Source organism: Pantoea sp. JZ29 (assembly GCF_035190385.1).
Classification (GTDB): domain Bacteria; phylum Pseudomonadota; class Gammaproteobacteria; order Enterobacterales; family Enterobacteriaceae; genus Pantoea; species Pantoea stewartii.
Genome location: NZ_CP045242.1, coordinates 56,545 through 69,062 on the forward strand (window position 1 = coordinate 56,545; position 12,518 = coordinate 69,062).

8 protein-coding genes and 2 pseudogenes are annotated in these 12,518 nt (G+C 50.1%); 5 read left to right on the top strand and 5 right to left on the bottom strand.

Annotated features, from left to right (window positions below; genetic code table 11):
* The first annotated feature begins 1,770 nt into the window (after positions 1-1,770).
* Both nhaA and GC090_RS23300 read left to right on the top strand, forming a co-directional pair.
* Positions 1,771-2,940: a Na+/H+ antiporter NhaA gene (gene nhaA, locus GC090_RS20165; protein ID WP_324021838.1), complete on the top strand. Its 1,170-nt coding sequence runs from the start codon at positions 1,771-1,773 to the stop codon at positions 2,938-2,940.
* A gap of 27 nt (positions 2,941-2,967) precedes the next feature.
* Positions 2,968-3,063, top strand: a pseudogene (locus tag GC090_RS23300) (arsenical resistance protein ArsH); the annotation flags it as partial.
* A gap of 108 nt (positions 3,064-3,171) precedes the next feature.
* Here the strand turns inward: GC090_RS23300 and arsC are convergent.
* The 3 genes from arsC to GC090_RS20180 form a co-directional block, all read right to left on the bottom strand.
* Positions 3,172-3,600, bottom strand: a complete 429-nt coding sequence (arsC, locus tag GC090_RS20170; protein WP_324021840.1) for a glutaredoxin-dependent arsenate reductase — start codon at positions 3,598-3,600, stop codon at positions 3,172-3,174.
* Positions 3,601-3,649: 49 nt separating this feature from the next.
* The gene (locus GC090_RS20175) at positions 3,650-4,933 is read right to left on the bottom strand and encodes an arsenic transporter (RefSeq protein ID WP_324021842.1); all 1,284 of its coding nucleotides are present in this window, start codon (positions 4,931-4,933) and stop codon (positions 3,650-3,652) included.
* Positions 4,934-5,020: 87 nt separating this feature from the next.
* On the bottom strand, positions 5,021-5,374 hold the full coding sequence (locus GC090_RS20180) for a metalloregulator ArsR/SmtB family transcription factor (RefSeq protein ID WP_133745807.1): 354 nt from the start codon (positions 5,372-5,374) through the stop codon (positions 5,021-5,023).
* A 394-nt stretch (positions 5,375-5,768) separates the two neighbouring features.
* Here GC090_RS20180 and GC090_RS20185 point away from each other — a divergent pair, with 394 nt between their 5' ends.
* Both GC090_RS20185 and GC090_RS20190 read left to right on the top strand, forming a co-directional pair.
* Positions 5,769-7,115 carry an MASE1 domain-containing protein gene (locus GC090_RS20185; protein ID WP_166649068.1) on the top strand — a complete coding sequence of 449 codons (1,347 nt, stop codon included), beginning with the start codon at positions 5,769-5,771 and terminating at the stop codon, positions 7,113-7,115.
* A 29-nt stretch (positions 7,116-7,144) separates the two neighbouring features.
* Entirely contained in the window at positions 7,145-8,437 is a 1,293-nt protein-coding gene (locus GC090_RS20190) for an MFS transporter (protein ID WP_324021844.1), read from the top strand.
* A 50-nt stretch (positions 8,438-8,487) separates the two neighbouring features.
* Here the strand turns inward: GC090_RS20190 and GC090_RS20195 are convergent, their stop codons facing one another.
* Positions 8,488-9,624, bottom strand: coding sequence for an MFS transporter (locus GC090_RS20195; RefSeq protein ID WP_172913234.1), 1,137 nt, complete (start codon positions 9,622-9,624; stop codon positions 8,488-8,490).
* A 441-nt stretch (positions 9,625-10,065) separates the two neighbouring features.
* On the opposite strand from GC090_RS20195, the pseudogene GC090_RS20200 reads away from it, so the two are divergent.
* Positions 10,066-11,152, top strand: a pseudogene (locus GC090_RS20200) (IS3 family transposase).
* A 109-nt stretch (positions 11,153-11,261) separates the two neighbouring features.
* Here the strand turns inward: GC090_RS20200 and GC090_RS20205 are convergent.
* Positions 11,262-12,491, bottom strand: coding sequence for an ROK family transcriptional regulator (locus GC090_RS20205; protein WP_172913235.1), 1,230 nt, complete (start codon positions 12,489-12,491; stop codon positions 11,262-11,264).
* Positions 12,492-12,518: the final 27 nt, after the last annotated feature.

Genomic DNA, 12,518 nt, shown 5'->3' on the forward strand with positions numbered 1-12,518 from the left:
TTTCTTGGCTAGAGAATACAAACAGGGACGTCGATAATGTCATTGCTTTGTGGTCGGGAGTACACTCAAAAAACAGATAGAAATAACAAACCTAAACAATTCACTTTGTTCATAGTCACGGGATTTACAGTAAGGAAACAAAGAGATTTATGTGCTTGAAAATTCTTATGGAAGAATCATCATTATTGATGATACCGCTCTGACGCTGCTGAATGTTGACACTGACATCAGTGCCGCAACTCTTTCTGCTCTGCAGACCTGAGACAGATGTTTGACACTGACGAAGCCCGTCCTAAGTTAATTGATCAGCCCATTATGTTTACGTGCAAACTTTTTAGCGGTGCTGTTCATTCTGATAATGGTATATCAGAAAAAAGCCGTCCGGCACCTCATTGCCTTCATCGATCAGCAGAAAGTGAGCGCGCCTGAATGCCCTCAGACAGAAAAGCATCTCCTGTTCTGCCTGGCATCTTCAGCGAAATCCGCGACTCAGCATCTGCACTGCCCATTCACAACCCGCCCTGACACGCCAGTCACGTCTCTCGTTGCCAAGACGCTCAAAAGCGCGTATCAAATCGCCTTTCCGGTAGCCGGATTTTTTGAGCAACCGGAGGACAATACACCCGATCAGTTCGTAAGCTTTCTGGCTGCTGTCCTTTCCGGACCTCATTAAGCCTCCGTAAAGCAAATGTCTTAGAGTATAGCATCCTGAGCAAGGTGGTCCGGCAAGGTCTGGCGGACCACTTCGGGAATAAATCGGTACAAAATGAATCTCTATCCATAGAGCTGATTCCAGGTTTCGGCTGGCACTCCACCTCCCTCGTGGCCTGTGACGCAGACCAGTGAACTATTTATCATCGCAAACGCGTCCCGTGATTATAAGGTCTTAGGCGAGAGGTCGCCGGTGTCGGTTTTGACTTAGAGAAGGCGGTGGGCGACCGCAGATTGACGATAACACTGAGTACGGCGCCCAGCAGTAAGACCCCTAGCGCAGCTTGAAGGCTGCTGCGTTCGGCCTCAGTCATGAGCAGCAGAGTACCGTGTCGCAGCTGCCAACGGGCTTTATCCAGACTTCCGGCGGCATGCGCGTGGCCAGACACCCAGACGTTGGTGACCGATGATCCCCGTCACGTTGCAGTGACACAGCCAGTCTGGCCCCTGCGCCGATCAACCAGACCCTTGGCCGCTGACATTGCAGGCAGCAGAAGACCTGGTTCACAAAAGACAAAACACGTCTCGCGGTTTGCTTTGCCCAGCCACCAGGCACAGGCTTCCCGGTGGGTGGCATTAAGCAGTGCGCCAACACCACCGCATTTCAGATGGCATCGCTGTAAGGATTGATGTGATCAAAATCGTTTATCATGTGCATCTCCACAGAAAAGGAAGTATTAGAGGCAAAACTTGAATAAGGCCAGACATACCCCAGTTAAAGAGCTATATCAGGCGTCATGAGCCCACAAAGGGACGACTGGGAAAGGTGGAACGCCATCACCTATAAATTCACCTCAAAGCAACGATTTGGAAAAGTCAGCAGGCTTACAAATTTCTTTATAAGTATGCTTTTGGTTAGACCTGAGTCGGTGTTTACCGGACTTTACCCCTGATGCAACAGAAGTAGGCGTACGGCGCGATAAAATAGCCATCTATCAACAGCCTCCGAAAGCAGACCTGCGTCGGAAGGTTTTAAAGGCCAGACAAAACGTGCGTAAATAATCATTTTGTGAATATCTGCAATGAAGTTTTCTTTTCACAGTCATTCAGGGAGGCAGAATGCCACAGTTCATGAATCAAGCTAAAAAAAAGATCTCGGGGGTTGTTAGTAAATTTATCATCTCGCCAGCCGCAGGTGGCATCATTCTCATTCTTGCTTCCGCAGCGGCTGTCACTGTAGCTAACTCACCCCTGAGTGAAAGATATGAAGCCGCACTGAAATTCAACGCAGCCGGGCTGTCTGTCGAACACTGGGTTAACGACGGCCTGATGGCCATTTTTTTTCTTTTTGTCGGTCTGGAAATAAAGCGGGAACTTCTTGCAGGTCAACTGGCTACCTGGAGCCAGCGCGCATTACCGGGTTTTGCCGCGCTGGGCGGACTGGCCTTGCCCGCGCTGATATATGCCGGATTCAATAGCGGCAACGAGGAAATGCTTCGCGGATGGGCTATACCGGCAGCAACAGATATTGCTTTTGCGCTCGGGGTTCTGACGTTACTGGGCAAGCGGGTTCCAGCATCACTGAAGATTTTTCTTTCTGCGCTGGCCATTCTTGATGACATGGGTGCGGTGGCAATTATTGCCATTTTTTATACCAGCCATATCTCTCTCATAATGCTGGGCGGTACGGCAGTGACTGCATTGTTGATGTTTATGATGAACCGATGTGGCGTAAAAAGTCTGGTTCCTTATCTTTTGGCAGGCTTAGTGATGTGGTTTTTTATGCTGCAGTCGGGAGTCCATGCCACTGTAGCCGGTATACTGATGGCGCTTTTTATCCCACTGAGAACAGGCAGTACACATGAATCACCTCTGGAGCGGCTTGAACATGGTCTGGAACCTTGGGTAGTTTTTCTCATTCTCCCTGTGTTTGGCTTTGCCAATGCTGGCGTGTCATTTGCAGGCCTGACCACTGACGACCTCCTGTCCCCCGTTCCCGTTGGTGTCGCTGCAGGGCTTTTTTTTGGCAAGCAGGCAGGTGTGTTCGGCCTTTCACTACTTGCCATCAGTACAGGGCTGGCTAAAAAACCGGAAAAAAGCTCGTGGCTGCAAATATACGGCGTATCTGTTCTGTGCGGGATTGGATTCACCATGAGCCTTTTCATCGGCAATCTTGCTTTTGCAGGAAGTCCGCTGCTTGTTGATGAAGTAAAAGTCGGCGTACTTGCTGGCTCCATAGTCTCAGCAGCAGCAGGGGCGCTAATACTTTTGCTTAAGCGTCAGCAGTAAACTGAAACCAGCTGCATGAAGCTCTGGCGCATTGTCGGTGTGACAGAGAAACTAACGAAGTTCACTCTGTTAACGCGCGGGCACAGTGGCTATCTGACAGATCACTACAGCGAAAGGAAGAAAGTGCCATGGAGCTGTCTGAGCGTATTAATCAGTGCAGTATATAAAAAAAGCCGGCATCTGCCGGCTTCTGTTTTTGCGTCTCTCTTCCTGTCAGCAGCACGCTGAAATTCAGTGGCTGATCCGGTTTCCATGTTCATCAATAACTTTTTCGCCGTCCTCTTTTGTAAATGCTCCCTTCTGCGGGTCAGGCAGAATGTCCAGAACCGCTTCAGACGGACGGCAGAGCCTTGTGCCGAGCGGCGTTACGACCACCGGGCGGTTTATGAGGATGGGGTGAGTCAGCATCGTATTCAGCAGTTCATCATCGCTGAACCGGTCTGCTGCCAGCCCCATCTGCTCATACGGATCTGTATTTTTACGCAGCAGCGTGCGTGCGCTGATACCCATATCAGCTATCAGCTTTTTAAGCTCGTCGCGGGATGGTGGTGTCTCCAGATATAAAATCACTGCTGGATCCACGCCACTGTTGCGGATAAGCGCCAGAGTATTACGGGACGTTCCGCAGGCCGGGTTGTGGTAAATAGTGATATCAGTCATAAACGCTACTCTGTTACGGAGCTGCGCAGACGCAGGCCCGGGGTTAAGGTTATACAGACAGGCGCAGGGCCAGCGCGGCCAGCGTCACAAACAGCACCGGCAGGGTCATCACAATGCCCACCCGGAAGTAGTAGCCCCAGCTGACAGTAATGTTTTTCTGCGACAGCACGTGCAGCCACAGCAGAGTAGCCAGACTGCCGATGGGTGTGATTTTCGGGCCGAGATCGCAGCCGATGATGTTGGCGTAAATCATTGCCTCCTTCACCGCGCCCTGAGCCGTGCTGCCATCAATGGACAGGGCACCGACCAGGACGGTGGGCATGTTGTTCATCACCGATGACAGAAAGGCCGTCAGAACACCGGTGCCAAGCGTGGCGCCCCAGACGCCATGCTCGGCAAACCGGTTCAGGATGGCTGAGAGGTAATCCGTCAGTCCGGCGTTGCGCAGTCCGTACACCACGAGATACATCCCGAGCGAGAAAATGACGATCTGCCAGGGTGCGCCTTTCAGCACTTTACGGGTGTCAATTACGTGCCCTTTCCGGGCAACAAGCCACAGAATAAATGCCGCCACCGCTGCCACCAGACTGACCGGAACGCCGAGCGGTTCCAGGGCAAAAAAACCTGCCAGCAGCAGGAGCAGGACCAGCCATCCAGCTTTAAAGGTTCGCATGTCACGAATGGCTTCCCGTGGCACCTTTAGTTTCGCCAAATCATAAGTGACCGGGAGGTCTTTACGGAAAAAGAGGTGAAGCATAACCAGCGTGGCCGCCACGGACGCGATATTTACCGGCACCATGACAGACGCATATTTGCTGAACCCCAGCCTAAAAAAGTCCGCCGTCACGATGTTCACCAGGTTCGATACGATGAGCGGCAGGCTGGATGTGTCCGCGATGAAGCCTGCCCCCATGACAAACGCCAGCGTGGCACCGCGACTGAAGCCCAGTGCCAGCAGCATGGCAATCACGATGGGCGTCAGGATAAGTGCCGCCCCGTCGTTGGCGAACAGCGCCGCCACGGCGGCGCCCAGTAGAATAATATACGTGAACAGCAGTCGGCCTTTACCACCTCCCCAGCGGGAAACGTGCAAAGCCGCCCACTCGAAAAAACCGGCTTCATCGAGCAGCAGACTGATGATAATAACCGCAATAAACGTGGCCGTGGCGTTCCAGACTATCTGCCACACGACCGGAATATCAGCAATTTGTACGACACCTGTCATCATCGCAATCGCGGCCCCTGAAACCGCACTCCAGCCAATGCTGAGCTTACCCGGTTGCCAGATAATCATTATCAGCGTCAGGACGAATATAGCGCCTGCCAGAATCATACTGCCTCCTTTAAACATAGAGCCTAAAGCTGGGCAAAAAGCAGCTCTGACTACAGGTATGAAAAATCGTATATGTCTGGATAAATTTTAAATGCACACAGGTTTGCCGTTGGTGGTCGCGTTATTCCTTTCAGCCTGCTGGCTGAGTTGCATAATGTCATCGCGCTGACAGAGGTAAGCCTGCTCAATCACAGCAGCAGCCCATGCAGGCATGTGTGGTGACAACCGATAAAAAATCCACTTGCCGTCACGCCTGTCGATAAGCAGGCCGGCGTCTCTGAGCAACGCCAGATGCCGGGAAATTTTAGGCTGACTTTCTTTCAGTATGGAAGTGAGTTCACAGACGCAAAGCTCTCCTTTTTCGCGCAACAGCAGCACCAGACAGAGTCGTGTTTCATCAGAGAGATTTTTGAAAAGCTGAAGAGGCGGAAACTGAGGCATGATGACTCCTAGGTACGGAATTGAAGATATTCTGACTGCCTGCGATTTTTGAGTCAATAACACATTCGTTAATTCATATGTGTTTATCAAGACTTGGCTCATTTTATGACAATTCGTTCTCGGTATGCCTGCACAGGTAAACCAGAAGAATGCAATCAATGTTCAAACACACAATTTCCGCTTTGTGTCAGAAGCGGGCATTGCTAACACCGGGATGTGTTAATCTGTGGGAAGCAGGTCAGAGCCACTTAAAACCGAAATTGTGGGCTTAATATAGCCTTTTAATTCGCACAAGCATGCTGATGTTCTATTAATCATATATGTCTTATCAACTAATAAAATGTACGTTTGATAATGTTAAAAGAGTTCCTCACATTGGTTAATGAAGATAGCTTTGCTAAAATTTAACACAACAGCTATTCTCGCAAGCCAGCCGCTAAGAGAACGAGTGTTCACTCAGGATTTATATAATTTTATGTCAAAATTTGTCCCAGCAGAAATTTCCAACTTTATAGTAATTACGATATGGGCGGTCGTTTATTACCTGTCTGGGGTGCTGTCGCTGCGATTTGACGATCCTCAGTTGCACATATCTGTCGTATGGTTTCCTGCTGGCGTCGCCACTGCGGCGTTTTTAAATTCGCGCTGGCGACTATGGCCAGCGCTGTGTGTTTTGTTTGTTGTGCTTGATGTGATTCTGGACAAACCTTCGTTCAGCAGGCTGCCGACCGAGACGTTTTACGCCATTCTTGATCTGCCTTCTTCGCTGATAATTGCGTGGATAGTGAAACGTTTTTCCCGGCCCGGTGATGATTTAAATATTATTATGTTGTGGTTCGCCTCAACCATTATCATCAGCTTTCTGGATGCCGTGCTTTTCGGTATCGGACTCTCATTAGCAGGAAAAAACAGCTTCTCCGATCTGTTCTGGACCGGTTTTATTGCCGATATGACCGGCATTTTCCTGGCCACCACCATTATTATGGGCTTTGCTAACAGCCGCCTTACCACAGCCGTACAGATTTCCATCAAAACACTTCTGTCAGGCTTAACGCTGCTTGCCGCGCTTGTGGCACTGTCTTTGTGGATATTCAGTGGCGGTGTTAAAGAATTTAGTATCGCTAATACGATCACCCACGATGAAAGCCTGATTTTCGCTTTCAGTTGCCTCCCGATTATTCTTGCCGCTTTTTTAACGCTCTTCTGGGGTAATCGTGGCGGATCGATAGCGTTATTAACGTTGTCAGGTTGCGTTATCTATTATGCCGATAAGGGCGTGGGGCCGTTCTTTCTCAAGGGATTACATACCGGTGAACCCCTGCTCCTTGTGCAGTGCTATTTAAGCGCCAGTGCGTTGCTGCTGGTTTTTTTACGGGTAGTGACGCGAAATATTTACCGCTTCAATTCAGAAACCGACGCACGACTCAATTTACAGGCCATTTACCAGCTAAACCTCACAGAGGGCACGCTCTGCTGGGAAAACCTTTCTGGTGAACTTGCTGCGCTTCCTCGCGAGATCCTTGAAAAGAAAGAGGCAATACTGGCGCAATTGCATCCAGAGGATAAACAACGCCTCGCCGGACACTGGCAGGCCATTCCACGTCAGCAAACGCTTCCTGCGATTCAATTCAGATTGCAATACGGAAATGGGCAATGGCTGCACGTTACTGATAACGGAGCCCTGATGTTCGAGCGTCAGGGATCGCTGTTCATACTGGGTAACTGGTCGGTTTCCACCTGACTTTTCAGCGCATTTAGGAGAGGGATAGATTGATACAGATAGCCTTGTTGCTACTGGGTACGGCATATATTAAGCGAAATGCCCGATACCTTTCGGTTGCCGCAACCCTGTGGTTTATCACAGGTATATTACTTTTCATCGATGGTCTTGACCTTCACTCCTACTTCCCATTACAGATCTTTGGCTATATTCTGCTGCTGGAAAGCATGCTTACACTTTGTGTTGCGACCAGCGCTGTCGGAACAAAAAAGAGCATTCTTTTTTTCAAAGGCGGCATATTTTTATTCGTATCACTGATTATCATCGTTAATCAGGAATACAGTAATGTCCTGCTGGCTGTCATTTTTGGTTTTACTTTTTTTATCATCGGCTTCTTCACCAGCTTTTCCTCTTTTATTGTGCGCTTTCCCCGCTGGAAGCTGACGCTTGTTTATGGCCTGGGATTAATTTCCTTTTCGTTCTTCCTGCTCAGTCACCATGATGCGACCGTATCATTCTTTATTGGTTTTCAGATGGTCACCAGTGGGTTAAGCACCCTTGGCATCGCCAGGAAGGCGATGCGGATGAAAAGAGGTACGTCTATTTTTCAGCTGATTCAACCCGGCGACGTACTGCTGAGTAGCTCCCCTTTAATCCAGGAACAAGAACTGACCGCCCCCCATCCGGTGCCGACGTCTGCTGCAGCGCGCGCACTGATTGTGCACGTATGGACGCCTGAAGAAACCACCGAAGCCAGGCCTGTTTCGCGCCCTGTCATTAACCGTTATATCGCCGCCGTGGACGAAAATGGTGTTATCTCAACCGGCCACGCGGCGCTTGAAGTGGCTGATTATCTCTACATCAGCCTTTATCCTGCCGAGGAGATTGATCGATCCCCTTCGGAGTTTTTGCGCACGCTTAAGGCCACCCGAGATAATGATGTGGCAGGGCGCTTTCTGCCAGACTACGCCACAGAATCCTCAGAATGGTGTCATTCTGTACGTCAAATCGAGTTTAAAAAATTCAGCCTGCGGAAACTGAATCACTTCTGGGAATCTTATCGCCGCAATAACACCTACAACCTGACTTATCGTAACTGCTCAAGTAGTGTTGCCTATGCTCTTGAAGCCGCCCTGGATGGTGCGCTGGCACATGAGCGAAAACTGAGCGACCTGCTGGTGCCGGAGCTATGGATCGCTGCACAGATGCGTAAACGCGCGCAGATTATGGCCTGGACGCCTGGCCTGGTAATGGATTACAGCCGGGCATTGAATGCGCTGGTGCATCCCGTTCCTCGTCCCTGGTATCACCGTCTGCCCTGGCGCCGTGCCATAGAAAAATAACCTGCCAGCCCTGTCCGCAAACCGTTCAGGACAAAGGCGGTAACGGCTTATCAGGCTCGTCCGGGGCCATGAATACGCAGATCCACTGCGGCCATCAAACAGAAAAGGCCGCAAAGCGCGCCGACCATCAGCGGCAAGCCATTCTGGGTTGCTGACATGGCAAGGCCACACAGCAACGGCCCCAGTAGAGCCCCTGCACCCCATGCTACCGAGGCGGCGGCATATACGCCTGCGAGCTCTGCCCCACTGAATGTCGTGCCTGCCCAGGTTATTGCGACGGTATAGATCCCGACGAACAGCCCACCCCACACAAAGAGGATCAGATAAGCCGCAACCGGCCAGGATAACAACCATGGCCAGATGGCCGCTCCCACCGTGGACAACAGCGCCAGTATGACGATGAGTCGTCGGCGGTCAACGCTGTCAGCAATCATGCCAACCAAAGGCTGTAAGAGAATGGCACCCAACATCAGAACCGAAATTAATCCAACGGCATGTTGTCGATTCCAGCCATGGGACTCGGCATAAAGCGGTAAAAAATTAAGCCCGGCCACTTCGACGGCAGCATTTAACCCCGTGGCAACGATCATTAAAAAGGCGAGACGGATGCTTTTCAGAAAGCCAATAGCGTGGCTGGTTGACGAGTGATGCTGCGCTATGCCCAGCAGCTTAACCAGCACCAACGCCAGGAGAACAATGGCCGTGCCGATAAAGAAAGGAAAATTGCTCTGGCTTGCGCTAAGGGTAAGTATTAACGGGCCACAGGCAAACCCTGTTGAGATGCCGGCGGTGTACCATGCCATTGTTCTTGCCCTTGCCTGCTCAACGGTCGCGTCATTGATCCAGGTTTCTGTGAGTACCATTATAATCTCACTGAAAATGCCCAAAGCAAACCGAAGTCCGAACCAGTAAAAAAAAGGCAAAAAGGTAAAAAGCAACATAATGACGGCCACAGCAGCAAGCGAAGTACCCAACAACAGCCTTGGACGGAGGCGCTGAAAGAGTCGAGGTATAAATGGTGCGACAGCAAAAACGCCAATCGCCTGCATCGCGGCATTGAGTCCGATATAGCTTTCGCTGAAACCATTATCCTGTAATCGAGTTGCGATCAATGGTGCGCTAAGTCCGTAAGTCAGGCCAAAGATTGCCACACAAATAATGATAGAAATGAGATCTTTTTTGTTCATTATGCTCCAGTTCCCTAAAAAAATCGCCCATCTGATATTCCAATGTTTTTTGGAAAAACAGTTCAATCAATCAAACATGTAACCTTTAGTCAAAAGGTTAGACAAAAAATCAAAATTAAAACATCTGAATTATGAAATTCTCATCAATTTGTAGAAAAAAATTGAAAGCACAATATAAAAAAAGACCTATCTCGTTTATGTATAGAATGAAAAAAAGATAAGATCTTTATTGATAAAAATCTTAAAAAACGTTTAAAAAATTATACTCGTCGAAAATAAAATTTATGTCATTGTTATTAATGTATAAAAGAAAAAACAGGGAGAAACAATAAATTTTTGATAGGTATTAGCTATCGTAAAAACTTAATTGATAGAAAGTGGCAGTGACCTGCTCCCCGTTGATTGACACACCGCGATGTTAGTAATGTCTTTATAAGCCACATGAGGACATCCCCATTTAAGAAGCGTTTTTCCGAGAAACAGAACATCAGTATTCTCCGCGAGGCTGAAGCCGGGGTTTCTGCCCGTGAACTCTGCCGTAAGCATGCCATTTCTGACGCCACCTTTTACACCCGGCGCAAGAAGTACTGCGGTATGGAGGTACCTGAGGTCAAGCGCCTAAAGTCGCTTGAGGAAGAGAACGTCAGATTCAAGAAGCTTGCCGAAGCCATGCTGGATAATAAGGCACTTCAGGTAGCTCTGGGGCGAAAGTATTGACGACAGGCCAGAAGCGGGAAGCCGTTGAGTTTATGTGTGATGCGATCGGTCTGTCGCAACGTCGTGCCTGCAGCCTTACAGGTTTGTCTCTGTCGACCTGCCGCTACGAGGCTCAGTGTCCGGTGGCTGATGCGCATTTATCAGGGCGCATCACTGAGCTGGCACTTGAGCGCAGGCATCTTGGCTACCGGCGTATCTGGCAATTACTGCGCCGTGAAGGCCTGCTGGTTAATCACAAGTGCGTGTACCATCTTTATCATCTCAGCGGGCTGGGCGTAAACGCAGACGACGTCGTAAAGAACTGGCAACGGAACGTCTGCCGCTGCTCCGCCCGGCAGCGCACAACCTGACCTGGTTGATGGGTTTCGTCATGGAAACGCTGGCCACCGGTCGCAGGATAAAGTGCCTGACCTGCGTGAATGACTTCACGAAGGAATGCCTGACGATCACTGTTGCCTTTAGGATTTCAGGTGTTCAGGTCACGCGCATTCTGGACAGTATTGCACTGTTTCGAGGCTTTCCGGCGACAAAAAGAACTGATCAGGACCCGGAATTTATCTGCCGCGCACTCGATCAATGGGCCTTTGAGCATGGCGTGGAGCTTCAGCTTATCCAGCCCGGCAAGCCGATACAGAACGGATTTATTGAGAGTTTTAATGGACGCTTTCGCGATGAATGTCTGAATGAACACTGGTTCAGTGACTTCAGTCATGCCAGGAAAACCATCAGTGAATGGCGTCAGGATTATGATGAGTGCCACCCGCACTCCGAGCTCAATTATCAGACGCCGTCTGAATTTGAGGCGGCCTAGAGAAAGAGTAATTCTGATAATGAAGGATCCGACATTCCCAAGTGAGCGTTGTATCTAATCTTGGTGGCAGATCAAGGGATGCTTTCATGCCATCTAACTGGCAACGATTTCAATCAACCTTACCAGCAATCCGATCAAATAAGACCTCAGGATCTATAGTTTGAGTTCTGGTGCGCATCAGTGAAAGTTGTCTGAAGTGCGGGCTGCCATGCGCAATAACAGGCAAAAGTGCAGCGCCAATTGCAGGGGCCATAGCCCCAAGACGTGCACTTTCTAACCGCGACGTGTCTCTTGTTTTTCGGGCAGAGACAGAAGGAAGTAATGGATAGGTGCGATCAACCAGCGAGGAAAACAGCGCTGAAGGAAGATAGCCCCCAATCAAAATTTTCTGCGGATCGAACATGTTTTCAATGACTGAAATAAGGAGACGTAACCGCTTACTGTTGCATTCCAGCCACGACATCAGCTGACTGTCTCGTTGAACGTACAATTTTTCAAGATAGCCGGGCTTTTCTACCGCATTCAGGTCAACGTTCAACGTGGTTGCCAGTTCCTCTAATGAGAAAGGGGGAATATCGCGGGGGCACTTCGTTAACTCAGGTGGCCAGCAGATCATCCCAATCTCACCCGCATTGTTAAACGCCCCCTGAAACGGCAGACCGTCGACAATGATTCCGGCACCCAGTCCGTGACCGACGAAGATATAGACGTAATGCGTCAGTCCACTGGCAGCCCCCGCATGGCGTTCTGCTATCGCAGCGGCTGTCGCATCATTCTCAACAATAACCGGTATCTCACAGCGCGCTTCAAGCCTTTCGGCGACGGGAATCTGGCTCCACGACTGCCAACCCGGTGCACCAACGTACTCCTCGTATCCGGCCTCCTGCAGGGTCGGCATCGCGATGCCGGTTCCCCACACAGGTATCCCCTCACACTTCAGCGTCAGATCGGCAATGACGTGGGCGATGGTGTCGAGGCTCGCTTCAGGATTATTCCACTCCATTGGCGCGTGCAGGCTGGCTAACGCATTTGCGGCAAGGTCACAGGCGACAGCAGTAATCCCTTTCCGATCAAGATGTATTCCTAAAGCACAACCTGCGCGATGGTTAAGCCGCAACAACTTTTGCGGGGCACCGCGTCGGTGTTGCAGGCGCCCTTCCTCACTGACCAGCCCACGCTCAAGCAAATCCTTTGTGATGTTAGTAATAGTTTGAGGCTGGAGTCCTGTTGCGTTGACCAGGTCCGATCGCGACAGCACACCAGCAGTACGAATCAGATCAAAAACCAGCCTGCGATTATAGCGGCCTGAAAAGGCATGGTTATTACCCGGGTATGCCACAGTGCTTTCGCCTTTGTTAAATCCATT

Coding starts and splice junctions, on each gene's coding strand:
- nhaA (WP_324021838.1), top strand. CDS start 1,771: ATGCCACAGTTCATGAATCAAGCTAAAAAAAAGATCTCGGGGGTTGTT.
- arsC (WP_324021840.1), bottom strand. CDS start 3,600: ATGACTGATATCACTATTTACCACAACCCGGCCTGCGGAACGTCCCGT.
- GC090_RS20175 (WP_324021842.1), bottom strand. CDS start 4,933: ATGATTCTGGCAGGCGCTATATTCGTCCTGACGCTGATAATGATTATC.
- GC090_RS20180 (WP_133745807.1), bottom strand. CDS start 5,374: ATGCCTCAGTTTCCGCCTCTTCAGCTTTTCAAAAATCTCTCTGATGAA.
- GC090_RS20195 (WP_172913234.1), bottom strand. CDS start 9,624: ATGAACAAAAAAGATCTCATTTCTATCATTATTTGTGTGGCAATCTTT.